This window comes from Floricoccus tropicus (genome assembly GCF_001832905.1).
GTDB classification, from domain to species: domain Bacteria; phylum Bacillota; class Bacilli; order Lactobacillales; family Streptococcaceae; genus Floricoccus; species Floricoccus tropicus.
In genome coordinates this window covers 132,020-155,887 of record NZ_MKIR01000026.1, presented here as the reverse complement: position 1 = coordinate 155,887, position 23,868 = coordinate 132,020, and the positions used below count along the sequence as shown (strand labels likewise).

The following is a 23,868-nucleotide window of genomic DNA, read 5'->3' as shown; positions in this document are numbered from 1 at the left end:
GCTTTTTTTCTTACCAATTATATGACAGTAAACGATTGCAAATTATATCAGTTTATGATAGAATTTTCTTTGTAAGGGGTTACCCTATATGAAAAAATCATGAATTTTTTCAGAAATCAATATAAACAATTCAAAGGAGAATGCAAAATGGCATCTAAAGATTTTCACATTGTAGCAGAAACAGGAATTCACGCTCGTCCAGCGACTTTACTAGTTCAAACAGCTAGCAAATTCACTAGCGATATCAACTTAGACTATAAAGGTAAAGCAGTTAACCTTAAATCAATCATGGGTGTAATGAGCCTAGGTGTTGGTCAAGGTGCTGACGTTACTATCACTGCTGAAGGTGCTGATGCAGACGACGCAATCGCTGCTATCACTGAAACAATGGAGAAAGAAGGTCTAGCTGAATAATGTCAGAAGTGCTTAAAGGTATTGCAGCCAGCGATGGTGTTGCGGTAGCTAAGGCATATCTGCTTGTTCAACCGGATTTGTCATTTGAGACAGTTACTGTCGAAAATACTGACAACGAAGAAGCTCGTCTAGACGCAGCATTAGCTGCAAGTCAAGGCGAGCTTCAAGCTATCCGTGACAAAGCAGTGTCAAGCCTTGGAGAAGAAGCTGCATCAGTTTTTGATGCTCACTTAATGGTTCTTTCAGACCCAGAAATGATTGGTCAAATTAAAGAAACTATTCGTGCTAAAAAAACCAATGCTGAACATGCTCTTAAAGAAGTTACAGATATGTTCATTACTCTTTTTGAAAATATGGATGATAATCCTTATATGCAAGAAAGAGCAGCTGACATTCGCGACGTAGCTAAACGTGTTCTTGCAAATCTTCTAGGAGTTAAACTTCCTAGTCCAGCAATGATTAATGAAGAAGTTGTTGTGATTGCTCATGACTTAACTCCTTCAGATACAGCTCAATTAGATCGTAAATTTGTAAAAGCATTTATTACAAATATTGGTGGACGTACAAGCCATTCAGCTATTATGGCTAGAACACTTGAAATTCCAGCAGTACTTGGAACAAATAATATTACTGAGTTAGTAAAAGATGGTCAACTGCTTGCAGTAAACGGAATTACTGGTGAAGTAGTAATTGAACCTTCTGAAGAAACTCAAGAAGAATTCCATAAAGCAGGAGAAGCTTACAAAGCTCTTAAAGCTGAGTGGGAACAATTAAAAGATGCTAAGACTGAAACTGCTGATGGAAAACATTTTGAACTTGCAGCAAATATCGGTACTCCAAAAGATGTTGTTGGAGCAAATGATAATGGTGCAGAAGCAATTGGTCTTTACCGTACAGAATTCTTATATATGGATTCTCAAGACTTCCCAACTGAAGATGAGCAGTATGAAGCTTATAAAGCAGTTCTAGAAGGAATGAATGGTAAACCAGTAGTAGTTCGTACTATGGATATCGGTGGAGATAAGGAACTTCCTTACTTTGATCTTCCAAAAGAAATGAACCCATTCTTGGGATATCGTGCATTACGTATTTCATTATCTGAAAAAGGTGATGGAATGTTCCGTACACAAATTCGTGCTCTATTACGTGCATCTGTTCATGGTAAATTACGTATCATGTTCCCAATGGTTGCTCTTCTTACTGAGTTCCGCGCAGCGAAAAAAGTATTTGATGAAGAAAAAGCTAATCTTTTAAACGAAGGTGTTTCAGTTGCTGACGACATTCAAGTTGGTATTATGATTGAAATCCCTGCAGCAGCAATGCTTGCAGACCAATTTGCTAAAGAAGTTGACTTCTTCTCAATTGGTACAAATGACCTTATTCAATATACAATGGCTGCTGACCGTATGAACGAACAAGTTTCATACCTTTACCAACCATACAACCCATCAATCTTGCGTTTAATAAATAACGTAATTAAAGCAGCACATGCTGAAGGTAAGTGGGCTGGAATGTGTGGAGAAATGGCTGGAGATCAAATCGCAGTACCATTATTAGTTGGTATGGGATTAGATGAATTCTCAATGAGTGCTACATCTGTTCTTAAAACACGTAGCCTTATGAAGAAACTTGATACTAAACAAATGGAAGAGCTTGCTAATAAAGCTCTTACAGAAACTTCTACAATGGAAGAAGTTGTTGCTTTAGTAAATGAGTATGTTCCAGAAATTCAATAATAAAGTAAAAAAGCTACTCTTGCGAGAGTAGTTTTTTTGTGAATTTGTGAAACAAAATGTAAGCAATAATTCAATATTTTTGCTATAATATCGGTTTGTAATGTAATTGCTTACACTATAAAAAATATTAAGGATAGGAAAAATATTATGAAGAAAAACATATATAAATTGTTTGTTGTTGCTTTTGCAACGGTATTTTTAGTTGCTTGTGGAGCTAAAACAAAAGAGAGCGGAGATCCTAGCTTATCTAAAGTTGAAGAGAAAAAAATCTTAACTGTAGCCACATCTGGAACATTGTTTCCCTCATCATATTATAATGATAAAAATGAACTAGTTGGGTATGATGTTGATATAGCCAAAGAAGTTGCAAAACGTTTAGATCTAAAAATTGAATTCAAAGAATACAATGTCGATGGCCAAATTGCTTCTCTTGATAAAGGAGAAACAGATTTTGCAGCAAATGATTTCGGTCTAACTGCTGAAGATAGAAAGAAGAAATTTTCATTATCAACTCCAATAAAATATTCATTTACTAGCTTAATTGTTAGAAAAAGCGACGATTCAGGTATCCATTCTTTAGATGATTTAAAAGGTAAGAAAGCTGCTGGTGAACCTAATACTAGTTACATGAAATTTGCTGAAAAGATGGGAGCTATTCCTGTTACTTATGATAATGCGACAAATGATCAATATTTAACTGATGTGGCAAATGGAAGAACAGATGTTATCATTAATGACTATTATTTACAAAAAATGTCAGTAGGTGCCCTACCAAATATTCCAGTAAAAATTTTAGATGGTCTATACTTTGATCCAAGTGAATCAGGTTTTCTATTTAAAAAAGAAAGTGATAAATTAAGAGAAAAAGTTGATTCAACTTTAGAAGAGATGAAGAAGGATGGAACTTTAGCTAAGATATCCAATACATATTTTGGTGAAGATGTATCGGTGAAATCAGATAAAAAAATTGAAACAGTAGACAGTAAATAATGTATATCCCGAAAATCGATGTCAAACTAATGTTTGACTCTCTACCTTTTGTACTTTCAGGATTAAAATACACTATCGGTCTTTCAGTAGCAAGCTTTTTTCTTGGTAATGTCTTGGGACTAGTTTTAACTGTTTTTGGGATGACAAAATCGAAAATTTTACAATATTTTGTGAGATTTTATGTTTCATTTTTAAGAGGTGTACCTGCATTAGTTTTACTATTCTTGTTATACTTTGGACTACCAATCCAGCTAAGTGCTTTAGTTGCGAGTATAATATGCTTTACATTGAGTAGCAGTGCATTTATTTGCGAAATATATAGAGGGGCAATTCTTGGAGTTCCATTTGAACAATGGGATGCGTCATATTCTCAAGGTTTTACTTTCATTCAAAGCTTAAGATATATTATTATTCCCCAAGCTTTTAGGATATCTATTCCTGCACTAGGGAATGTGGCAATGGATTTGGTTAAGGGGACGTCACTTGCTGCCATGATTACAATACCTGATATTTTCCAAAAAGCTAAAATAGTTGGTGGTAGAACTTTTGATTATATGACCATGTATGTAATGGTCGCAATAATTTACTGGCTTTTGTGTATTGGAATTGACTATTTACAAAAAAAACTTGAAAAATCTTTAAATAGATATATAAACGTCTTAGAATAAATTAAAATGCCTACTCTAAAATTATTTAGAGTAGGCATTATTTTAATTTTTTGTTTTATTATCTAACATTTTTAGGAAACGAACTACCTTACTTTTGGCATATCTAAATTCGACATTTTTATCAATTAAGAATTTTTTAAAATCCTTTTTTCCTTTTACTGAATCTTGAACTTCAAGTTCAAGTTCGTAGTCACAGGCATCGAAGTAAGTATTTTTATCTAGCGCCATTAGTCCAATATCAGTTTCCATCTCTTGTCTGATGGTAGTTAGACTTCCGAGAACTGTAATTTTCCCGTAGTCAATTCCACGTTCTTTTAAGATTGAAAGAATATCAGAAATTTGAGGTAGATTATCATTAATTTTTTTTGCCTCAAGCATCCCATGCGCTTCTTCTAAAGTTAAAGCAGCGTTATGCTCAATATTTCCGATTGTTTGAGGGACTTTCAATGTCATTTCAGCATCGTTATCAAAGGTGCGGATACGTAATGCTAATCGGTTGCTTCTCATTATTAAATCGTGACTATCCATATAGTGATTAGTTTGTCTGATTGGAGTGACGTGGCTAAAATATTTTTTTAGTCTATCATATTCATCCAGACTGAGAAGGGTTTTATATTCTATTTCTAAATTGGTAGTCATAATGTAATCCGTTCTAAATTGTGGTAAAATTATTATTGATTATAACGTGAAAAAGGAGATGTGGCAAGTCTTTTAAAAAACAATCTATTTAAAAGTTAACCTTGTCCTTTTAAAGATATGAATTGGGAAGAATTTTTAGATCCATACGTACAAGCAGTTGGTGAGCTTAAGGTTAAATTTCGTGGAATGAGAAAACAATTTCAGAAGAAAAATAGACATTCTCCAATCGAATTTGTTACTGGAAGAGTTAAACCAATTGAGAGCATAAAGAACAAAGCAAAATTAAGAGGTGTAAAAAAAGAAAATCTTGAGCAAGAAATGCAAGATATTGCTGGAATCAGAATAATGGTTCAATTTGTTGAGGATGTTGAAGAAGTTCTAGAATTATTACGGGATCGAAAAGATTTTAAAATAATTCAAGAAAGGGACTATATTAAAAATCAAAAAGCTAGTGGTTACAGGAGTTATCATGTAGTTATTGAATATCCTGTTGAAACTATTGATGGACGTAAACTTATATTAGCTGAAATCCAAATCAGAACATTGGCAATGAATTTTTGGGCAACTATAGAGCACTCGCTTAACTACAAGTATCAAGGTGAGTTTCCGGAAGAATTGAAAGAAAGAATTGCTAAAACTGCTAAAATTGCCTATGCTTTGGATGAAGAGATGAGCCAAATCCGTGAAGAAATTCAAGAAGCTCAATTACTTTTTAATCCACCGGCTAACAAATTGAATGATGGAGTAGGAAATAGCGATGACAATGATGAATATTACAGATGGTAAAAGAGTTGCTTTTGTATCAAGTGGGTCAGCAGAATCTGTAGATGTTGAGAAGAAAATTCGTAAAAAATTAAAGGTCAAACGAATTGAGGTTGATCCAAAAACTCCTGATATCGTGATCTCTATTGGGGGCGATGGGACGCTCTTAGAGGCAGTTCACACATATGGTAGACGTTTGGATACAATACGCTTTGTTGGAGTTCATACGGGGCATCTTGGTTTCTACACAGACTATCTATGTAGTGAGGTTGAAGAACTTGTTGAGGCAATAGTAAATGAGGACCCGAAAAATTCTGTAGCCTACCCTGTTTTAAAGATGAAGGCTGTCATGGCTGATGGTCAAATTTTTGAGAAATATGCACTTAATGAATCAACCGTCCGACGTCTAAGTAGAACACTTGTCGCTGATGTCTTTATTTCAAATTTTCTTTTTGAAAGATTTAGAGGAGATGGGCTTTCAATTTCAACACCAACTGGAAGTACAGCTTATAATAAATCTATTGGCGGTGCGGTATTACACCCCGGACTAAAAGTCATGCAGATGGCAGAGATTGCTTCGCTCAACAACCGTGTTTATCGAACTTTAGGGGCACCAGTGGTAGTAACTGAAGATGAAAATATTATTTTGAATTTGGATAAGGCGCTTGATTATAGCCTTACCATTGATAGATTAGAATATAAATTTACCAATTTAGCTGGATTAGAGTATTCACTAGATGGAACAGTGGTCCGTTTCCTTGGTGGACGTCATAGCTCTTTCTGGAAAAGGGTACAGGAGTCCTTTATTGGTGATGTAAATTAGATTTTAGATAAGGAAGAAATATGAAATTTACCTATGAAGTTGAGCAAGATAACATTAAAATAAAAACATTTTTGGCTCAAAAGGGAATTTCAAAACGACTTCTAGCTAAAATAAAGTTTGCTGGGGGTTTAATCCTTGTTAATGGGCAGGAAGAAATTGTAACGCACATGGTTAATAGTGGAGATACTGTTGAAATAACAATACCTTCTGAAAATCCTTCTGAAAAACTGCTGGCGCAAAAATATCCACTTGATGTTATCTTCGAAGATGAACATTTCTTAGTAATTAACAAACCAGCAAGATTTGCAAGTGTGACAAGTTCAGTTCATCCTAATAATACTATCTCAAATTTTGTTCAAGATTACCTGATTAGACAAAATTATGAGAACAAAAAAGTTCATATTGTAACGCGTTTAGACAGAGATACATCAGGTCTTATGATGTTTGCAAAACATGGTTTTGCACATTCACATATGGATAAAATGTTGCAAGATAGAACAATTGAAAAGAAATACTATGCTCTTGTTGAATCTTCGGACATGCTTGAAAAAGAAGGGGAGATAATTCTTCCCATTGATAGAGAAGAAGGAAGTATTATTAAACGTTGTGTTGCTGAAAGTGGGAAACAAGCACATACTAGTTATAAACTACTTGAAAAGAAAGATGATACTTCGCTTCTAGATATCAAACTTCATACGGGTAGAACTCATCAAATCAGGGTTCATTTTTCACACTTGGGAGCTCCTTTGTTGGGAGATGACTTATATGGTGGAAGTATAAATAAAATTCAAAGACAGGCCTTGCATTGCCATTCATTGGAATTTATTCATCCTTTCACAAATGAAAAAATAAAATTAGAAGCAAATCTTCCAGAAGATATGAGGAATTTAATCAATGAATGAAGAAATAAATTTTGAGAAAAATTTTGTTCAACTTAAAGAACTTCTAAAAAATAATGAGATAAACGAATTCCGTGAATCATTTCTAAATCATCACTTGTATGATCAAAGTAGATTTTTCCTTTCTTTGGATCCAGTGGAGAGATTAGAGTTTTATAATCTTATGAGTCCTAAAGAAATTGCTGATATCTTTGACCTTTTTGATTCAGATGATATTGATATTAATCCTTTTGTTGACGAAATGAGTAAGGAATATTTGGGTGAAATTTTTGACTCAATTTATTCGGATAATGCTGCCGACCTACTTGCTAACTTAGAACCAGAAACCATGAAGGAAATTCTTGATAGTATGGATGCTGAAGAGTCGACGGAGGTTAAACGCATACTTCACTACGACGATGAAACTGCTGGGGCGATTATGACCACAGAATTCGTTTCGATTGTCGCAAATCAAACAGTCCGCTCAGCAATGACTGTTTTGAAGGCACAGGCTGAAGAAGCTGAAACAATTTATTATGTATATGTAATTGATTCACAGAATCGGCTATTAGGTGTAATCAGCTTACGTGCACTTATTACAAGTCATGATGATACTTTAATCAGCGATATTTATAATGACCACATCATTAAACTTGATGTAAATGAGGATCAAGAAAAGATTGCTCAATATTTCCGTGACTATGATCTACTTGCAATACCAGTTGTTGATACGGACAATAAGCTTATAGGTATTGTAACAGTCGATGATATCATTGACGTAATCGATGAAGAAGCAGCTAGCGACTATTCGGGACTTGCAGGGGTTGATACGGAAGATGTAAGCCAAAACCCATGGCAAGCAGCTTCAAAACGTTTACCATGGCTAATTGCTCTTCTATTTTTAGGAATGGGAACTGCCAGCCTTATTAATCATTTTGATAGTTTGGTGTCAAAAGCTAGCATTCTTGCTGTTTTTATCTCATTAATTACAGGTACTGCAGGGAATGCAGGAACTCAATCTTTAGCGGTTGCAGTACGACGTCTAGCAATTCGTGATGAGGATAAAAAAAATAGTTTAATGACTATGATTTTATCAGAACTAATAACTGGGTTGATTACAGGGCTTGTTACTGGTATCACTATTTTTATAGTTGTTAGTATCTGGAAACATAATATGATTCTAGGAATAGCGGTTGGGACTGCAATGTTTTGCGCTATTACAGTCGCAAACCTTGCAGGGAGTCTTATTCCCATACTTATGGAGAAATTAGGATTTGATCCAGCAGTTGCCAGTGGTCCCTTTATTTCTACTATGAGTGATTTGACAAGTGTTTTCATATATTTCAACATAGCATCATTATTTATACATTATTTCAATTAGAATTTCGAAGAAAAAACCAGTGAGCCGTTGTTGTTGGCTAACTGGTTTTTTCTCTATTTTTTAAAATCATAATCTTTGATGACTTCAATTGATTTAATTTTTACTGGGTTAACTGGTTTTGATTTTTCATTCCCAGAACTATTTGCTGTAGTTTCTCCATTAGCAATTTTATCAACCACATCCATTCCTGAAACTACTTGTCCGAAGACAGAATAGTTTTTGTCCAGACTAGGAACACCACCATTTTTATATGCGTCTATAATCTTTGTAGGAAATTCATCGTATAGCAACCCATCACTCATATCCTTAGGATTTTGTACAATAAAGAATTGACTTCCATTTGTATCAGCTCCGGCATTAGCCATTGATAGGGCACCTCTTAAGTGGAAAAGATGATTAGATACTTCGTTACGGAATCCAGTCCCTGGGTCAATACTTGCATCTTTACCATTCCAAATTGACTCCCCACCTGTACCACTGTTCTTAGGATCTCCACCTTGAATCATAAAGTCTTTCACAACTCTGAAAAATTCAACTCCGTTATAATATCCTTTTTTAGAGTGCGTCAAAAAGTTTTCAACTGCAAGTGGCGCATATTTAGGGAACAGTTTGATTGTGATATCACCTTCTTCGGTAATCATCTTAACCTCTGCTTCATCATCAGAAACCTTGTCTGATAATTGAGGTAAATCAACTTTTTCTAAGTCTTCTTTACTAGTAGTAGTTTTGGTACTTGATGATTCTGCACTTTTTGTGCTTTCTTTTTTCTCTCCTTTGTTTGCAAAGTAAACAAGACCAAATATAGCAATTAGAGCGACAATGGCACCAATAATGATGCCTAAATTATTATTTTTTTTCTTATTTTCCATGGGCATATTATATCAAAATAAGTATATAAAATAAAGAATTGCTATAAAATAAGAATTGGTATACCTTGCAATAATATCTAAAAATTTGTATAATTATAACACTATATTTTTAAGGAGGTGACTATGCAGTATATATCAGAAATACTCCCTCAACTATTATCAGGCTTGAATACTACCTTACAAGTTTTTGCAATAACATTGATTTTATCAATACCGTTAGGGATGATAGTTGCATTTTTATTAAGAGTTAAATTTTTCCCAGTACGCTTATTGACAAATATTTACGTTTGGCTAATGCGTGGTACCCCTTTATTAGTACAATTAATTATTATATTTTATGCACTACCAATGGTGGGTATAACACTAGATAGAATGCCAGCTGCTATTTTAGCTTTTGTGCTTAATTATGCAGCATACTTTGCTGAAATCTTCCGTGGAGGACTCCAAGCAATTCCTCAAGGACAGATTGAGGCTGCTGAAGTTTTACAGTTAAATAAATGGCAAACAGCACGTTTCGTTGTATTACCCCAAGTCGTAAAAATCGTTTTACCAAGTATTTTTAATGAAATTATTAATTTAGTAAAAGATTCTTCATTGGTATACGTTGTTGGTTTGGGAGACTTACTTCGAGCAGGTAAAATTGCTATGAGCCGAGATGTGACTTTGATTCCAATGATAGTCGTATCATTAATTTATTTGGTTCTAATAGGATTGTTAACACTATTATCTAAGAGAATCGAAAAGAAATTTGATTTCTATAAATAATTGAGATTGGAGAAGGTGAGATGCTAGAATTAAAAAATATTTGTAAAAAATTTGGCGATAAAGTTATCTTTGAAAATTTTAATTTATTAGTTGAAGACAAAGAACTTTTAGCGATTGTAGGACCAAGTGGTGGTGGTAAAACCACTCTACTTAGAATGCTTGTTGGGCTTGAATCGATTGATAGTGGGGAAGTCATTTATAATGGGGAAAAAATTTCTCATGATGGCTATGTAAGGGGAAACATCTTGGGTTTTGTTTTTCAGGATTTTCAACTTTTCCCTAATATGACAATTATTGATAATCTAACTTTAAGTCCGATTCAGACAATGAATATGAGTAAAGTTGATGCAGTATCTAAGGCAGAAAGTCTTCTATTTGACTTAGGTATATTTGAACAAAAAGATTTATATCCCTATGCCTTATCTGGTGGTCAAAAACAAAGGGTAGCGCTAGCGCGTGCCATGATGATTGATCCTAAGATTATTGGATATGACGAACCAACAAGTGCGCTTGATCCAGGACTTCGAGATCAAGTTGCTGAATTAATCCTAGCTAATAAGGTAGCTGGAATGACACAAATAGTTGTAACCCATGATATGCAATTTGCTGAAACCATAGCCGATACAATACTTGCAGTTAATTCAAAGGAGGATTAGTATGAAGAAATTTTTAACAATTTTTAGTTTACTTTTAACAACTTTATTTTTAGTTTCATGTGGAAAAAAAGAAGAAAAAGCCGACGGTTGGAAGAAAATTGAGGACAAAAAAGAAGTAGTTATAGGTTTTGATAACACATTTGTTCCAATGGGATTCAAAGATGAATCAGGCAATAATGTTGGATTTGACATTGATCTTGCTAATGCTGTATTTAAAAAATACGATATTAAAGTTAAGATGCAGCCAATTGATTGGTCAATGAAAGAAACTGAATTGAAAAATGGAAGTATAGATTTAATCTGGAATGGTTATTCAATTACACCCCAAAGGGAAAAACAAGTTCTTTTCACAAAACCTTACATGGCTAATAAACAAGTATTAGTTACTAAGAAATCATCAAATATCACAAGTGTCAAAGACATGAAGAACAAGGTTCTTGGTGCACAAGATGGGTCAAGTGGTTACGATGCCTTTACAGGAGCTCCAGAAGTCCTTCAAGATATCGTAAAAAATAATGATGCAACTTTATATGAGGGCTTCAATGAAGCTCTTCTAGATCTAAAAAGTGGACGTATTGACGGCTTATTGATTGATGATGTATATGCTGAATATTATTTGAATAAAAATAACGAAATAAAAGATTACAACATTATTGAAACTGAATACACGCCAGAAAATTTTGCCGTTGGAGCACGTAAAGATGATAAAACTTTAGTAGAAAATATTAATAAGGCTGTTAAAGAATTACACGAATTAGGTGATTTTCAAAAGATTTCAGATAAATGGTTTGGCAAGGATGTATACCCGAAATAATTAAAGAGGCTAACATGCCTTCTTTTTTTATAAACAAGATATGGGTAAAATGATTATTTTTCTTATATAATATAAATATAGTTAGAATATTTAGTAAAAGGAGAATGATATGAAAGTAATAACACGTAACGGGGAAGAAGTAGCAAGAATAGAACCAATTATGGAAGGAAAAGCTCCAAACTTTAGTTTAGAAGATCAAAAAGGAAATACAATCACCCTATCTGAACTAGATAAACCAATTGTTTTAAGTATTTTCCCGGATATAAATACGCGAGTTTGTGCCCTTCAAACACGTCATTTTAATGAAGAGGCTGCAAAGAATCCAGAAATTGAATTTCTATCAATTTCCAACAATACTTCTGATGAACAAAAGAATTGGTGTGCCGCCGAAGGCGTAGATATGGAAGTTTTATCTGATGAAACAAACACTTTTGGACAAGAGTATGGTCTTTTAATGCAAACTGGAAAATTAGCAAGAAGTGTATATTTAATCAAAGATGGTGAAATTGTTTATGTTGAGGTTGTGGATGAGATGACTGATGAACCTAATTATTCCCTTTTATTTGACGCTATTGATAAAATAATAACCAAATAGTACATTTATCTTTTTTATTATTTTAGAACTAGTGATATAATAAACATGAAAGACTGGAGGAACCATATGAAGATAATTAATGTTACCAACAATCATCGTGGTCTGGTCAGAGAGCAGTTGCGAAATACAGATGCGGAACTTGTAGAAGTTTATTCTGCTGGTAATACGGACGTTATTTATACAAAGGCTCCTAGCCATCATGAAATCGTTGTTTCTAATAAACACCGTGCCATTCGTCCCGATGAAAGAAAACAAATTAAATCATTTTTTGTTGATAAAAGAATTGATCAAACTGATATTGATCGAGACAATATCAGCCTAATTGAAACCCCAAATCTTATCGAAATATCAATTCCTATTCCTGGTGAATAATCTAACCTTACTGGTAGGTTGATATCCCTTTCTCCTTGGAAGGGTTTGAAAAAATTAAATATATTAATAAAAAAAACACTGACTTAGCTTGACTCGGTCAGTGTTTATTTTGTATATGATAGGTGGAAAATTTAATGTTTTGTTTTTTGTGAGTTATATTTTTCGTATATTTTCATTCCGATATTTAAAATTGCCATAATGGCAAAAATAATACCAATTGGTAAAATCCTGTGTAATCCCTCAGAGTCAGAATCTACTTTGTAAAAATAAAATGCTAAAACTACAAAAGATAATCCTGTAAGGAGTGAAAATGTAAGATAAAGATTATCAATTTGATTTCTTACCTTCTTACTAGCTTTATTAAAGTCTTTTAATAATTTTTTTAAACTTTGGAAAATTAGAGTAAGCCCTAAAAAAATCAATGATAAAAATAGAATTGTAGCATCTTTTCCAAGGTTAATTAGTCCAATTATGGAAAATCCTACTAATAAAATACCTAGTATTAAAATTGTTAAATTGAATATTTTTTCTATTATATTAAAAAATTTATCTAACTTTTTTGATTGATTCATATTTTATCCTTTTTATTTTTTTATGATTATATCATATAAATGAAATGAAAGTTATGTTAATAAATAAATTTTATTTCATTTATGCTACAATTAATATTAGAATATACTACAGATGAAAATTTTGAGGTAATAAATGAATACTACAATTAAAGATGACTATTTTGTCTACGAAGAAGAAATAAAAAAATCACGTTTTATCTGTCATTTAAAAAGAGTTGGAAATGAGGATGAGGCGCGTGAATTTATCAATAAAATAAAAAAAGAACATTACAAAGCAAATCACAACTGTTCTGCTTTTACTCTTGGAGAAAATCAAGAGATTCAGCGTTCTAGTGATGATGGTGAACCATCAGGTACTGCAGGTGTTCCGATGCTTGAAGTTCTAAAAAAACGAGAAATTATTAATGTGGTTGCAGTTGTTACCCGTTATTTTGGAGGAGTTAAATTAGGTGCGGGAGGGTTGATTCGTGCTTATGCAGGGAGTGTTGCACATGCTCTAGATGAGGCACCTTTAGTAAAAATCGTTGAGCAACAGGAAATTAAAATTAACATTGATTATTCTCTTTTTGATAATCTTAATCGTTTTCTCGATACACAAGTTTTGAAATTAATTGATGCTCAGTTTACAACTGAAATTACTGGATCAATTTTTGTTGATTTAGATAAAGTTGATGATATTTTATCCCAAATTACCGAAAGCTTTAACGGAAAGGTTTCAACAAGTCTAGGAGAGAAAAGATTTGTCGAAGTAGATATTTGATGTTATAATAGTGCTACTGCTTAATAAGGGGTCGTTACGGATTCGACAGGTATTATTGAGCATGAAGTGCAACTAGGATTTGCAAACCTTAATCTGCTAAAAAAAATATAACTGCTAAAAACAGTAATAATTACGCAGTAGCTGCCTAAACCCCAGCTCTCGTGAACTAGATTTTGCTCGCCCATGGTAATTTCCAGTTCTCAAATTAGTGGGATACGTTGTTAAATTGTCTAGCTTTAACAAAAGAGATTTATAGACTAGCCGTTAACTCAGTTGAGCTGTGTCTGTGTTAAATGGTTAAATTAATGCACAGCCTATGGTTGTAGACCTTTGTGTAGCAAGATATTTGGACGTGGGTTCGACTCCCACCGGCTCCATACGTACGTTTTAGTACATTTCAATAAACGCCAGAGACTCTTTAATAACAAGGGTTTCGGCGTTTTTGTTTTTTAGCAGATTTCAGTAGTTTCCAAAAAAAACTTAACCATTTTCTTAACCATTTTTTATTAAATATTAAGATTTTTATGATGACTATTAAATGAGCAAATGCTCCTCATCAACATAGCAGTTAAGATATACGACGATATGTTTTCAATTCTTGTCATTAATAAAAGTAAAAAATTGATTTTGTGTATATCATGAGGATTATTTGGGTTAAAGTTGGAGTTTAATAAAAAATATATATTTTATAATAATATATGTAAAGCGCTTTACAAATATAAAATGAAAGGAGAAACAATTATGGCAACAGGATTTACAATTGCACAAGCAAAGTCGTTAATGACGATGTATCTTAACAGTCCAATATCTTTAGATTCAAGTGGTAACTATCACGGTACGCTTCCAGGAAGCCCTGAAATTCATTCGAATTGTACATTATTTAGTACATGGTTTTTACTAAATTATACTACTGATAATGTTAGATTAGCAATCCTAAGTGGTAATGGGAATCAAATGGTAGAATACTTCGTAAATGCAAATATTGGTAAAGTATCTATTCGTAATACACCAGTAGCATTTTCACTATTTTCAATTACTGCAAATAATGGCAATTACTACACTATGAATGCAGGACACACCGGAATTGTTTTGGGAATTGATGGCGATACTGTAATAACTGGGGAAGCAAACTATAATGCACCTTTTGGAGGGTTAGATGCTCCATATCCAAATAATGGTACTGTAGTACGCACATACCCACTATCTACATTTAATAGCTCAACAGGAGTAACTTTTGTAGATTTAAATAATTATCTAAAAGATGAATTAAAATTAATAGGAAGAGAACAAATAATAGAGGAGGAACAAGATATGTTTACATTTGATTGTAACGGAACAGTATTTTTGAAGCAAGGTGATAGAGCTAAATGGTTTAATGATTCCAAAAAGTTAGCAAAATTGCGTGAAGAATATAAACGTGTTTATGGAAAAGATTTGATGAATATCGGTACTGTAGATGCAAAACAACGTGATGAGTTTACACGTTAATTGACTTACCTTAAAAATTTAATAATATTTTCAATAATTTATAATTTGAGGAGGAACAGACAGAGTGAATAAAACGATTAATTATTCTGGAGGTGAATTGAGGAATGTTGAATATGTGATTTCCCAGGATAATCTAAATCTGATAATTAATGCAGTTCAAAAGTATAATTTAAAACCAAGTTTTTTAATTACTCAAATGTTTATAGAAAGTCACTGGGGTGATAAAAAGACATCTTATGTTGGAAGTGTAGATAATAATTGGAGTGGTATTTCAGAACCCTTCTCTACACCGATTGACTTAGATATAAATATGAGCCGTGGTACTGCTAGACCAGACAATGAGGGAGGTTATTATATTCATTTTGCAACATTAAATGATTTTTTCAAAGCCTTTAGTTTTGTAGTTTCTAAAAGAAATGGTTTATATAATGTAGAGGGAGCGGCTTCCTTGGAGGCTTATTGCAAAGGGTTATTTAGAGTAGGAGGAGCTAGGGCAGATTATGCAGCTAGTGGTTATGATAATTACTTAGAGTTAATGTTACCAACATACAATGCAATAAAGAAACAAAACCCAGGAAAATTTGAATTGATTGATTCAATAGCAGATAATAGTCCAATACTGGACGATAATAAAATTTTAGAGGAGGAACAAGATATGTTTACATTTGATTGTAACGGAACAGTATTTTTGAAGCAAGGTGATAGAGCTAAATGGTTTAACGATTCCAAAAAGTTAGCAAAATTGCGTGAAGAATATAAACGTGTTTATGGAAAAGATTTGATGAATATCGGTACTGTAGACGCAAAACAACGTGATGAGTTTACACGTTAATAAACATTATCAGCCCTAGCTTTTGCTGGGGCTTTTTTGATAGAAAGCGAATTGTTTTTCTATATATATTTATTAGTTATCTACATCAATTTTTTGATATGTCTCAATATGTTTTACGTATAAAATAGCATGGAAGAACTTTTATATGGACGTATTCTTAGTGAAAAAGAATTGCAATCTGTCCCTAAAAATGTACAAAAACTAGAATCTATGTCTGAAAGTGGTCAATATATTATATGTCACCGCTGTAACAATAAGAATCTGAAAGAAGAAGTAAAGTTACAGATAGATGCTTATTATTGCCCAAAATGTATAAATTTAGGTAGAGTAAGGTCAGATGAGTATTTATATCATTTACCGCAAAAATCTTTTTCTCAAAGGGAAGAAAGTGTTTTAAAGTGGTCAGGACAGCTAACTGAATTACAAGGGAATATTTCAAAATTTTTGATAGAGGCAAATAAAGATAAGGATTCAATTTGGGTTCATGCAGTAACAGGAGCAGGAAAAACCGAAATGATTTATCAGGTAGTTGCTGAAACCATCAATAATGGAGGAATAGTAGGTATTGCATCCCCACGGGTTGATGTATGCATTGAACTCCATAAACGAATGGTTAATGATTTTGATATAGATATAGCCTTGTTATATGCAGAAGGAGATTCATTTTATCGGACGCAATTAATGATTTTAACTACTCATCAGCTTTTACGTTTTAAGGAAGCATTTGATTTATTAATAATAGACGAAGTTGATGCATTTCCATTTGCGGATAATCCAATGCTTTATTATGCTGCTGAAAATTCGCGAAAAAATGAATCATGCCTTATATATTTGACAGCAACTGCTACAAAAAATCTTAATAATCAAGTTTCTAAAGGAAGTTTGAAAAAAGTAAATTTACCAAGAAGATTTCATGGCAGTCCCTTAGTTGTTCCCAAAAATATTTGGTGCAATATTCCATGGGAAATAGAAAAGATACCTAAAAAACTGTTTTCTTATATTAAAGATCAAAGGGCAACAGGCTTTCCTTTATTGATTTTTGCTCCTGTAATTTCATTTGGTCACAAATTTGAAAAAACTTTACAAAAATTCTTTCCAAACGAAAAAATTGCTTGTGTTTCAAGTATTAGCGAAAATCGTAAGGACCTCGTTAATGATTTTAGGGAAGAAAAAATTGATATTTTGATAACTACAACTATTTTAGAGAGGGGCGTTACATTTCCAAGAGTTGATGTGTTTGTACTTCATTCAAACCATAAGCTCTTTAGTTCAAGCTCCTTAGTTCAGATATCCGGCCGAACTGGCAGAAGTCCTGATAGAACAAGTGGTCTGGTATACTTTTTTCATAATGGGAAAAGTAAAGGTATGGTTGATGCTATATTAGAAATAAAAGAGATGAACAGACTGGGAGGGTTTTGATGACTTGTATTTTATGCTCAAAATTTATTAACTATCAATTAAAATTCACTGATATTATTTTTCTTAGAAAAATTGAAAATAGAGTATGTCAAAAGTGCCTTGCTTCATTCACGAAAATTTCAGATGTTCATTGTAAAAGATGTTTTAAATCAGGTACGAAAGAAACCTGCTCAGATTGTAAAAATTGGTTAAAAAAGGGCGAAGAAGTCAAACATCAAGCAATATATAAATATGATGAAGCTATGAGAGAATATTTTAAGATGTACAAGTTTGTCGGACATTATCAACTGAGACAGGTATTTGCTCAAGAAATAAAAAAAGTTATTAACACATATAAAAGCTATACTGTAATTCCTATACCAGTTAGTCCAGAACGACTAGAGGAGAGAGGTTTCTGTCAGGTTACTGCAATTCTTGAATGGTGCGATATTCCTTATATTCAAGTTTTTACTAAAAAGGATTCAGAAGATCAGTCAAGAAAGAATAAAGTTGACAGGCTAGAAATTGAAGGCCTCTTTTCTATTGTCGAAGGATATGAGTTACCAACAAAGGTACTTTTATTTGATGATATCTATACAACTGGTGCTACGATTAATCAGGCAAGACAGATATTGAAAAAAGAAGGTATTAAAGAAATTAAGTCATTATCCATCGCAAGATAAAGAACAAATTGTAAACAATTTAAGTACTCTATAAAACTATCAGTTTAAATACTTGTAAAATTGTAACTTTTAATGCTATAATGACCTTACATCTTGAGAAAATCATTATTATTTCAGATATATTTACATATAGCCCGTTTGGGCTTTTTTTGTTGCATTTTTTTGACTGATTCAAAAATTTTTACTAGAATGAAGTATACTATTATTTAGGGAGATATAAAAATGAAAAAAAATGAAAATTCATTCTTTACTGTTAAACGTGTTATTGCAATTATTGTTATCGTTTTAGTTGCTATTTTTGCTTTTCAAAATTTAAATACTGCAGAATTATCATTATTATTCTTTTCAATTAAAGTTCCACTTATCTTATTAATTTTGATTATGCTTGCTTTGGGTGTATTTGTTGGTTGGACTTTTGAAAGAAGTGACTTTGATAAATTAGTTGTAAATCTCGAAGATGAAACGCGTAAGGAATTAAGTGACTTACAAGCTCAGTTGAAGGCAAATAAAGAAGCGAAAGAATTAAAAGATAAAACTAAATCTGCTGAAGATAAAGCAGAAGAAGTTAAAGAAGCTGCTAAAGAAAAAGCAAATGACGCTGTTGATGCTACTAAAGAAGTCGCGGATAAAGCAACAGATAAGGTAGATGACATTTCAGATGATGTCAAAGACAAGGCAAGTGATGTCAAAGATGCAGCGAACGAAACAGCTGAAAATGTACAGGATAAGGCGTCCGATGTTATAAGTGAAGATTAAAATATACTATCTATAGTAGAAGCAAGTAATACTTGCTTCTTTTTTTATTAATTAAGTTGATTTCAAATGACTTTTTGGGAATTTACATGTGTTTAAAAAATCTAGCTTAAGCTAGATTAAAATCTAAAAGAAAAACACAAGTTATGTAAGAACGTTCAGCACTTGTTCTAAATATAGCTCGTGTTTATTTTTGTTGAATATGTTTAGATGACTTTTAACTAATCCTTTTATTGTAATCTTATAAAGGATTTTTATTTGGTGTTCCAGCTTTTCTTGGATATTTATTGGGAGTATCTTTTGTTTTTTCAATGATCACTATATGACGTTCATCTCCATTAGGAAGTTGATAGTCAATCTCTTTAGATAATTTTGCACCTAAAATTGATAAAGATTTTTTTGCTTCAGATACTTCTTCAGACATTTTACTCGCCTTCAGTGAGAGAAGTAATCCATTCTTTTTAAGGAACGGAATGGTAATTTCGTTTAGAATATTTAACCTTGCTACAGCTCTTGCAGTTACAAAATCAAATTTTCCACGATATCTTTTATCTTGACCATAATCTTCTGCACGTCCATGTAATAATTCAACACCTGTTATTTTGAGTTCTGAAGTTAATTCTTTTAAAAAATTAATTCTTTTGTTAAGTGAGTCAATAATTGTAACCTGAATATTGGGGAAAATTATTTTCATTGGGATACTTGGGAACCCAGCACCTGCTCCAATATCAAGTAATTTGATATGTTCGTTAGGAATCAATTCATAGAGTATAGGAGCAATAGAGTCGTAAAAATGTTTAAGGTAGACATCTTGCTTTTCCGTAATTGCAGTTAAATTAATTTTTTCATTCCATTCAACTAAAGTTTCAAAGTAGTTTTCAAATTGTTCTTTTTGACTGTTAGTCAATTCGATATTAAATTTATTTAATTCATTATAAAATTCTTCTGTGTTCATATGACCATACCTAATTTTTTATTATAAATAATCATAGCATGTTTTAAAGAAATTAGAAATAGAATGATGAATAAATAAAAATAAAAGAGACTTGATTTACAAGTCTCTAAAATCTTATTTTTCAGATTTAATTTCTTTTTTAGGTGCAGGACCTTCAAGTTCTTTACCTAATTTGATGATGTATTGTTTTAAATCATCTTTAATTTGTGGATGTTTTAGTCCATATTCAATAGTAGTTTCTACGAATCCAAATTTATCTCCAACATCATAACGTTTACCTTTAAATTCGCGAGCAAATACACGTTGAGTTTTGTTTAATGTTTCAATTGCATCTGTAAGTTGAATTTCATTACCAGCTCCAGGTGCCTGATTTTCCAAGATGTGGAAGATTTCAGGAGTTAACAGGTAACGACCAATGATAGCGAGATCACTTGGTGCATCTTCAACAGCTGGTTTTTCTACAAAGTTTGCCACATTATATAAACCTTCTTCAACCTGACCTTCAGGAGCAATAACACCATATTTGTCTACTTCCTGATGAGGAACTTTCATAACTGCTATTGTAGAAGCGTGAACTTCATCGTAGTCATTAATTAACTGTTTAGTTAGTGGAACTTTGTCCTCCATAAGGTCATCGCCAAGCATAACTACAAAAGGTTCATCACCAACAAATGCTTTTGCTTGAAGAACAGCATGTCCTAACCCCTTAGGATGGCTTTGACGGATGAAGTGTAAGTTAATATCTGTTGTTTCTTCTACTAACTTAAGAAGTTCATCTTTACCTTTTTCTTTCAAATTCATTTCAAGTTCAATATTTGAATCAAAATGGTCTTCAATTGGTCGTTTTGCCTTTCCGGTTACGATTAAGATATCTTCAATTCCACTAGCTAATGCTTCTTCAACGATAAATTGAATTGTTGGTTTGTCAACAATTGGAAGCATTTCCTTAGCAATAGCCTTAGTTGCAGGTAAGAAACGAGTTCCTAAGCCAGCGGCAGGAATAATTGCTTTTCTTACTTTTTTTGAATTGTCAGTGTTTGCTTTCTTGTTCATAAAATTCTCTTTCTATTTATGTATAATTATATTTTTAAATGCTATATTCGTTTTCAGATCTGAATTCACGAGTCATAACATTTTCAATAGCTTCACGTAAGTTTGCGTCATTGTATAAAACATTATAAATGACTTCTGTAATTGGCATTTCAATATTAAGGGAGTTGGCTAATTCATAAGCAGCTTTAGTAGTTGATACACCCTCAATAACCATACCCATATTTGATTCTATATCTTTGAGTTTTTCGCCTTTACCAAGGGCATTACCCGCACGCCAATTTCGACTATGAGGACTAGTACCAGTTACGATTAAATCACCAACACCTGATAAACCAATATATGTTAGTGGATCTGCACCAAGTGCAACACCAAGTCTTGTAATTTCAGCTAATCCTCTTGTAATAATTGCTGCTTTCGCATTATCTCCGTACCCTAACCCATGAAGAGCTCCAGCACCAACGGCAATAATATTTTTTAAGGCACCAGCTGTTTCCACTCCTACAACATCATTATTTGTGTAGATGCGGAAGTAGTTGTTGCTGAGTAATCTTTGTACATACTTTGCATCATTTTCAGAATTAGAAGCAGCTGTAATTAAAGTTAAATCACGGACAGCAACCTCCTCAGCATGACTTGGGCCTGAAACAACAATAATGTCGCTTCGTAATTCTTGAGGAATTTCTTCTTCAAGAATTTCGGAAATTCTTTTATGAGTGCCTTGTTCCAAGCCTTTAGAGGCATGCATAACATAAACTTTATGATCAATTACCTCATTAACTTGTTTTGCAACTTCACGTATAGCTTTTGTTGGAACAACAAATAGAACTCCATCAACTCCATTAAGGGCTTCGGAAAGATCAGAATACGCCTTTATGTTTTCAGCAAACTTTTGGTTTCCAAGATAAGCCGAATTTGTATGTTTCGTGTTTATTTCATTAACCTGTTCAGGATTGTAACTCCATAACCGGGCCTCATGACCATTGTCATTTATAACTTGAGCAAGACCAGTTCCCCAACTTCCAGCTCCAAGAACAGCGATTTTTTGTTTTTCCAAAAAATGTCCTCCTATTTTTATATATATTTTATCACAATCTTATATGATTTGTAAGCATATTCATAAAATCAGTCTCTAGGAGTATATTCTAAGGATAAAAATATGTTAAAATACTTTTATAGATAAAGGAGAATAAAAATTATGTGGAAAACAATAATATTTTTAGGAATTGCTTACCTAATAGTAAAATATTTATTCTTGGATAAAAAAGAAAACAATAATAAATTAAATAATAATATTAAGAAAAGTAAAACTAATAAGATACAACATTACAAGGAAAAAGGGTTAGATGACAAAGATATAGATATTTTCCGTGATACAATGAAAGAAGCGCGAGATAATATAAAATATTGGAACTCTCAGTTACCTACACATGAAAAATTAGAAATTATTGAAGAACAGACAGCAGGTCTTGAATCAAGTAAGAAAATTTTCCAAGCTATTGTAGAAGAACCGGCTGAAATGACTAAAGAAAATGATTTTCTATATAAAGATTTACCAAATATGGTAACTCTAGTTAAAAAATATGGTGAGTTAACTGAAGTAAGGCCTGAAACACAAGAAGTTAAGATGGAGTTGGCTGAAAGACTTTACTATATTAATAAGCTCTCTGAAAGAATTACTAAAAATTATCAAGCGATGTTAATTGATGATGTCGATGAAATAAAACATGCTTTAAAAGATAAAGAAGTTGAGGAGAAGGTGGAGGAATATGAATAATCCTATTTTAGAAGATTTGATGAATGAAAGCTTACAGAATAAGGCTGAAGGGCAAGTAGTAGAAAGTATTAATGAAGTTCAAGAGGTGGGGACAAACTCTACCCTTGCCACATTGACACCTGAGGAAGTGGAACAGGCTAAAAAGCTTGTTGAACAATTAAATGAAAATAATTCGCAGTCAGTTATTGAATATGGAACATCTGCACAAAAGCGTGTGGGCGATTTTTCTCAGGGTGTTTTAGAAAGAGTTCAGGCTAAGGATTTAGGAGAACTTGGTTCAAGTCTTACTGATCTTATGTACCGCTTAAAAGAGGCAGATACTAACGATTTAGTTACAGGAGATCAAAATTTCTTTACTAAAATGTTTGGTAAGGTAAAAAAATCAATTTTCGAAGTTACTCAAAAATATCAAAAAATTGGTGCAGGTATTGATAAAATTGCTGTAAAATTAGATTATGAGCAAGCTGGATTACTTGAAGATAATAAAACTCTAGAAGATTTATATGATGAGAACTTAAATTACTTTAAAGCATTGAACGTTTATATAGCTGGTGCTGAATTGAAGATGGCTGAATTAGAAAATGAGATAATTCCTAAAGCAAGAATTGAGGCAGAAAATTCAACTGATAATGCTTTGGCGATTCAAAAAGTTAGTGATTTAGAGGCCTACAAGAATCGATTGGATAAGCGTACTCACGATTTACGTCTAGTTAGACAAATTACAATTCAACAAGCGCCTCAGATTCGTTTAATTCAAAATACAAACCAAGAGTTAGCAGAAAAAATTCAAACATCAATAAATACTGCTATTCCTTTATGGAAAAATCAAGTTGCTATTGCTTTGACCTTACTTAAACAAAAAGATGCCCTTGCAAGTCAAAGAATTGTATCAGAAACTACTAACGATCTTCTATCGAAAAACAGTGAAATGTTGAAGACTTCAACTATTGAAGCTGCTAAAGAAAATGAACGAGGAGTTGTTGATGTGGAAACTCTCAAGAAGACTCAGAACGATTTAATTGAAACAATTCAGGAAACACTTCGAATTCAGGCGGAAGGAAGTCAAAAACGTCGTGCTTCTGAAGTTGAATTACAAAGAATGGAAAAAGAAATTAAAACTAAACTTCTGCAAATTACTGAAAATAGTAAAAAATAATAATCAGTTTGGAGATATAAAACTATCAGAAAAGATTTCTGATAGTTTTTTTGTTCTTTGATAAAATTAATTAATATATATA

The 23,868-nt window shown here is 32.6% G+C and carries 27 protein-coding genes and 1 other RNA gene; 22 read left to right on the top strand and 6 right to left on the bottom strand.

The annotated features are described in order from the left end of the window. The first annotated feature begins 147 nt into the window (after window positions 1-147). The 4 genes from BG261_RS10580 (at window position 148) to BG261_RS10565 (ending at window position 3,808) form a co-directional block, all read left to right on the top strand. Window positions 148-414 carry a phosphocarrier protein HPr gene (locus BG261_RS10580; protein WP_070788367.1) on the top strand — a complete coding sequence of 89 codons (267 nt, stop codon included), beginning with the start codon at window positions 148-150 and terminating at the stop codon, window positions 412-414. After that, window positions 414-2,150 (top strand): phosphoenolpyruvate--protein phosphotransferase, encoded by a 1,737-nt coding sequence (ptsP, locus tag BG261_RS10575; protein WP_070793293.1) that lies wholly within the window; start codon window positions 414-416, stop codon window positions 2,148-2,150. Before BG261_RS10580 ends, ptsP begins: the two co-directional genes overlap by 1 nt. 147 nt (window positions 2,151-2,297) lie before the next feature. After that, a complete protein-coding gene (locus tag BG261_RS10570) occupies window positions 2,298-3,140 on the top strand; it encodes a transporter substrate-binding domain-containing protein (protein WP_070793292.1) in 843 nt (280 codons plus the stop codon). Continuing rightward, a complete protein-coding gene (locus BG261_RS10565) occupies window positions 3,140-3,808 on the top strand; it encodes an amino acid ABC transporter permease (RefSeq protein WP_070793291.1) in 669 nt (222 codons plus the stop codon). The genes BG261_RS10570 and BG261_RS10565 overlap by 1 nt, the downstream gene beginning before the upstream one ends. 42 nt (window positions 3,809-3,850) lie before the next feature. Here BG261_RS10565 and BG261_RS10560 read toward each other — a convergent pair whose 3' ends face one another. Continuing rightward, window positions 3,851-4,447, bottom strand: a complete 597-nt coding sequence (locus tag BG261_RS10560) for a CYTH domain-containing protein (RefSeq protein WP_070793290.1) — start codon at window positions 4,445-4,447, stop codon at window positions 3,851-3,853. Between the two features lie 117 nt (window positions 4,448-4,564). On the opposite strand from BG261_RS10560, the gene yjbM reads away from it, so the two are divergent. Genes yjbM through mgtE form a run of 4 tightly spaced genes read left to right on the top strand, consistent with a single transcriptional unit; the run spans window position 4,565 to window position 8,291 of the window. After that, a complete protein-coding gene (gene yjbM / locus BG261_RS10555; RefSeq protein ID WP_070793289.1) occupies window positions 4,565-5,233 on the top strand; it encodes a GTP diphosphokinase in 669 nt (222 codons plus the stop codon). Then, window positions 5,214-6,032, top strand: coding sequence for an NAD kinase (locus BG261_RS10550; RefSeq protein WP_099098662.1), 819 nt, complete (start codon window positions 5,214-5,216; stop codon window positions 6,030-6,032). Before yjbM ends, BG261_RS10550 begins: the two co-directional genes overlap by 20 nt. Window positions 6,033-6,052: 20 nt before the next feature. Beyond that, window positions 6,053-6,934 carry an RluA family pseudouridine synthase gene (locus BG261_RS10545; protein WP_070793287.1) on the top strand — a complete coding sequence of 294 codons (882 nt, stop codon included), beginning with the start codon at window positions 6,053-6,055 and terminating at the stop codon, window positions 6,932-6,934. After that, window positions 6,927-8,291, top strand: a complete 1,365-nt coding sequence (gene mgtE / locus BG261_RS10540; protein WP_070793286.1) for a magnesium transporter — start codon at window positions 6,927-6,929, stop codon at window positions 8,289-8,291. The genes BG261_RS10545 and mgtE overlap by 8 nt, the downstream gene beginning before the upstream one ends. 53 nt (window positions 8,292-8,344) lie before the next feature. Here the strand turns inward: mgtE and BG261_RS10535 are convergent, their stop codons facing one another. Next, on the bottom strand, window positions 8,345-9,160 hold the full coding sequence (locus tag BG261_RS10535) for a peptidylprolyl isomerase (RefSeq protein WP_070793378.1): 816 nt from the start codon (window positions 9,158-9,160) through the stop codon (window positions 8,345-8,347). Window positions 9,161-9,283: 123 nt separating this feature from the next. On the opposite strand from BG261_RS10535, the gene BG261_RS10530 reads away from it, so the two are divergent. The 5 genes from BG261_RS10530 to BG261_RS10510 all read left to right on the top strand — a co-directional run bounded on the left by BG261_RS10530 (window position 9,284) and on the right by BG261_RS10510 (window position 12,362). Further along, a complete protein-coding gene (locus BG261_RS10530) occupies window positions 9,284-9,925 on the top strand; it encodes an amino acid ABC transporter permease (protein WP_070793285.1) in 642 nt (213 codons plus the stop codon). A gap of 20 nt (window positions 9,926-9,945) precedes the next feature. Next, window positions 9,946-10,581 (top strand): amino acid ABC transporter ATP-binding protein, encoded by a 636-nt coding sequence (locus BG261_RS10525; protein ID WP_070793284.1) that lies wholly within the window; start codon window positions 9,946-9,948, stop codon window positions 10,579-10,581. Continuing rightward, window positions 10,577-11,395, top strand: coding sequence for an amino acid ABC transporter substrate-binding protein (locus tag BG261_RS10520; protein ID WP_324609674.1), 819 nt, complete (start codon window positions 10,577-10,579; stop codon window positions 11,393-11,395). Before BG261_RS10525 ends, BG261_RS10520 begins: the two co-directional genes overlap by 5 nt. A 109-nt stretch (window positions 11,396-11,504) precedes the next feature. Then, the gene (locus tag BG261_RS10515) at window positions 11,505-11,990 is read left to right on the top strand and encodes a thiol peroxidase (RefSeq protein WP_070793282.1); all 486 of its coding nucleotides are present in this window, start codon (window positions 11,505-11,507) and stop codon (window positions 11,988-11,990) included. 66 nt (window positions 11,991-12,056) lie between these two features. Further along, a complete protein-coding gene (locus BG261_RS10510) occupies window positions 12,057-12,362 on the top strand; it encodes a DUF1827 family protein (RefSeq protein WP_070793281.1) in 306 nt (101 codons plus the stop codon). A 131-nt stretch (window positions 12,363-12,493) separates the two neighbouring features. Here BG261_RS10510 and BG261_RS10505 read toward each other — a convergent pair whose 3' ends face one another. Next, entirely contained in the window at window positions 12,494-12,934 is a 441-nt protein-coding gene (locus BG261_RS10505; protein ID WP_070793280.1) for a hypothetical protein, read from the bottom strand. 133 nt (window positions 12,935-13,067) lie between these two features. Here BG261_RS10505 and BG261_RS10500 point away from each other — a divergent pair, with 133 nt between their 5' ends. From BG261_RS10500 to BG261_RS11570, 7 genes are all read left to right on the top strand, one after another. Then, window positions 13,068-13,694, top strand: coding sequence for a YigZ family protein (locus BG261_RS10500; RefSeq protein WP_070793279.1), 627 nt, complete (start codon window positions 13,068-13,070; stop codon window positions 13,692-13,694). 27 nt (window positions 13,695-13,721) lie between these two features. Beyond that, window positions 13,722-14,074, top strand: a transfer-messenger RNA (tmRNA) gene (gene ssrA, locus BG261_RS10495). A 361-nt stretch (window positions 14,075-14,435) separates the two neighbouring features. After that, window positions 14,436-15,182, top strand: a complete 747-nt coding sequence (locus BG261_RS10490) for a CHAP domain-containing protein (protein WP_070793278.1) — start codon at window positions 14,436-14,438, stop codon at window positions 15,180-15,182. Between the two features lie 64 nt (window positions 15,183-15,246). Next, complete coding sequence (locus BG261_RS10485) at window positions 15,247-16,014, top strand: glucosaminidase domain-containing protein (protein ID WP_070793277.1); 768 nt, start codon at window positions 15,247-15,249, stop codon at window positions 16,012-16,014. A 129-nt stretch (window positions 16,015-16,143) separates the two neighbouring features. Next, complete coding sequence (locus BG261_RS10480; RefSeq protein ID WP_070793276.1) at window positions 16,144-17,433, top strand: ATP-dependent helicase ComFA; 1,290 nt, start codon at window positions 16,144-16,146, stop codon at window positions 17,431-17,433. Beyond that, window positions 17,433-18,095 (top strand): ComF family protein, encoded by a 663-nt coding sequence (locus tag BG261_RS10475; protein WP_070793275.1) that lies wholly within the window; start codon window positions 17,433-17,435, stop codon window positions 18,093-18,095. Before BG261_RS10480 ends, BG261_RS10475 begins: the two co-directional genes overlap by 1 nt. A 222-nt stretch (window positions 18,096-18,317) precedes the next feature. Further along, window positions 18,318-18,851 carry a YtxH domain-containing protein gene (locus BG261_RS11570; protein WP_070793274.1) on the top strand — a complete coding sequence of 178 codons (534 nt, stop codon included), beginning with the start codon at window positions 18,318-18,320 and terminating at the stop codon, window positions 18,849-18,851. A gap of 238 nt (window positions 18,852-19,089) precedes the next feature. On the opposite strand, the gene rsmG is transcribed toward BG261_RS11570, so the two are convergent. The 3 genes from rsmG to BG261_RS10455 all read right to left on the bottom strand — a co-directional run bounded on the left by rsmG (window position 19,090) and on the right by BG261_RS10455 (window position 21,910). Next, window positions 19,090-19,803, bottom strand: coding sequence for a 16S rRNA (guanine(527)-N(7))-methyltransferase RsmG (gene rsmG, locus BG261_RS10465; protein WP_070793273.1), 714 nt, complete (start codon window positions 19,801-19,803; stop codon window positions 19,090-19,092). Between the two features lie 114 nt (window positions 19,804-19,917). Continuing rightward, window positions 19,918-20,856 carry a UTP--glucose-1-phosphate uridylyltransferase GalU gene (galU, locus tag BG261_RS10460; protein WP_070793272.1) on the bottom strand — a complete coding sequence of 313 codons (939 nt, stop codon included), beginning with the start codon at window positions 20,854-20,856 and terminating at the stop codon, window positions 19,918-19,920. A gap of 34 nt (window positions 20,857-20,890) precedes the next feature. After that, window positions 20,891-21,910: an NAD(P)H-dependent glycerol-3-phosphate dehydrogenase gene (locus BG261_RS10455; protein WP_070793271.1), complete on the bottom strand. Its 1,020-nt coding sequence runs from the start codon at window positions 21,908-21,910 to the stop codon at window positions 20,891-20,893. Window positions 21,911-22,051: 141 nt separating this feature from the next. Between BG261_RS10455 and BG261_RS10450 the strand changes: the two genes are divergently transcribed. Together BG261_RS10450 and BG261_RS10445 are read left to right on the top strand one after the other, a co-directional pair. Next, entirely contained in the window at window positions 22,052-22,630 is a 579-nt protein-coding gene (locus BG261_RS10450; protein WP_070793270.1) for a 5-bromo-4-chloroindolyl phosphate hydrolysis family protein, read from the top strand. After that, on the top strand, window positions 22,623-23,786 hold the full coding sequence (locus BG261_RS10445; RefSeq protein ID WP_070793269.1) for a toxic anion resistance protein: 1,164 nt from the start codon (window positions 22,623-22,625) through the stop codon (window positions 23,784-23,786). The genes BG261_RS10450 and BG261_RS10445 overlap by 8 nt, the downstream gene beginning before the upstream one ends. Window positions 23,787-23,868: the final 82 nt, after the last annotated feature.

Bases quoted from the DNA above. Each gene is read 5' to 3' on its own strand.
- mgtE (WP_070793286.1), top strand. From the start codon at position 6,927: ATGAATGAAGAAATAAATTTTGAGAAAAATTTTGTTCAACTTAAAGAA.
- BG261_RS10515 (WP_070793282.1), top strand. From the start codon at position 11,505: ATGAAAGTAATAACACGTAACGGGGAAGAAGTAGCAAGAATAGAACCA.
- BG261_RS10475 (WP_070793275.1), top strand. From the start codon at position 17,433: ATGACTTGTATTTTATGCTCAAAATTTATTAACTATCAATTAAAATTC.
- ptsP (WP_070793293.1), top strand. From the start codon at position 414: ATGTCAGAAGTGCTTAAAGGTATTGCAGCCAGCGATGGTGTTGCGGTA.
- BG261_RS10550 (WP_099098662.1), top strand. From the start codon at position 5,214: ATGAATATTACAGATGGTAAAAGAGTTGCTTTTGTATCAAGTGGGTCA.
- BG261_RS10450 (WP_070793270.1), top strand. From the start codon at position 22,052: ATGTGGAAAACAATAATATTTTTAGGAATTGCTTACCTAATAGTAAAA.
- BG261_RS10500 (WP_070793279.1), top strand. From the start codon at position 13,068: ATGAATACTACAATTAAAGATGACTATTTTGTCTACGAAGAAGAAATA.
- BG261_RS10505 (WP_070793280.1), bottom strand. From the start codon at position 12,934: ATGAATCAATCAAAAAAGTTAGATAAATTTTTTAATATAATAGAAAAA.
- BG261_RS10580 (WP_070788367.1), top strand. From the start codon at position 148: ATGGCATCTAAAGATTTTCACATTGTAGCAGAAACAGGAATTCACGCT.
- BG261_RS10525 (WP_070793284.1), top strand. From the start codon at position 9,946: ATGCTAGAATTAAAAAATATTTGTAAAAAATTTGGCGATAAAGTTATC.
- BG261_RS10510 (WP_070793281.1), top strand. From the start codon at position 12,057: ATGAAGATAATTAATGTTACCAACAATCATCGTGGTCTGGTCAGAGAG.
- BG261_RS10480 (WP_070793276.1), top strand. From the start codon at position 16,144: ATGGAAGAACTTTTATATGGACGTATTCTTAGTGAAAAAGAATTGCAA.
- BG261_RS10570 (WP_070793292.1), top strand. From the start codon at position 2,298: ATGAAGAAAAACATATATAAATTGTTTGTTGTTGCTTTTGCAACGGTA.
- BG261_RS10565 (WP_070793291.1), top strand. From the start codon at position 3,140: ATGTATATCCCGAAAATCGATGTCAAACTAATGTTTGACTCTCTACCT.
- BG261_RS10490 (WP_070793278.1), top strand. From the start codon at position 14,436: ATGGCAACAGGATTTACAATTGCACAAGCAAAGTCGTTAATGACGATG.
- galU (WP_070793272.1), bottom strand. From the start codon at position 20,856: ATGAACAAGAAAGCAAACACTGACAATTCAAAAAAAGTAAGAAAAGCA.
- BG261_RS10535 (WP_070793378.1), bottom strand. From the start codon at position 9,160: ATGGAAAATAAGAAAAAAAATAATAATTTAGGCATCATTATTGGTGCC.
- yjbM (WP_070793289.1), top strand. From the start codon at position 4,565: ATGAATTGGGAAGAATTTTTAGATCCATACGTACAAGCAGTTGGTGAG.
- BG261_RS10560 (WP_070793290.1), bottom strand. From the start codon at position 4,447: ATGACTACCAATTTAGAAATAGAATATAAAACCCTTCTCAGTCTGGAT.
- BG261_RS11570 (WP_070793274.1), top strand. From the start codon at position 18,318: ATGAAAAAAAATGAAAATTCATTCTTTACTGTTAAACGTGTTATTGCA.
- BG261_RS10545 (WP_070793287.1), top strand. From the start codon at position 6,053: ATGAAATTTACCTATGAAGTTGAGCAAGATAACATTAAAATAAAAACA.
- BG261_RS10445 (WP_070793269.1), top strand. From the start codon at position 22,623: ATGAATAATCCTATTTTAGAAGATTTGATGAATGAAAGCTTACAGAAT.
- rsmG (WP_070793273.1), bottom strand. From the start codon at position 19,803: ATGAACACAGAAGAATTTTATAATGAATTAAATAAATTTAATATCGAA.
- BG261_RS10530 (WP_070793285.1), top strand. From the start codon at position 9,284: ATGCAGTATATATCAGAAATACTCCCTCAACTATTATCAGGCTTGAAT.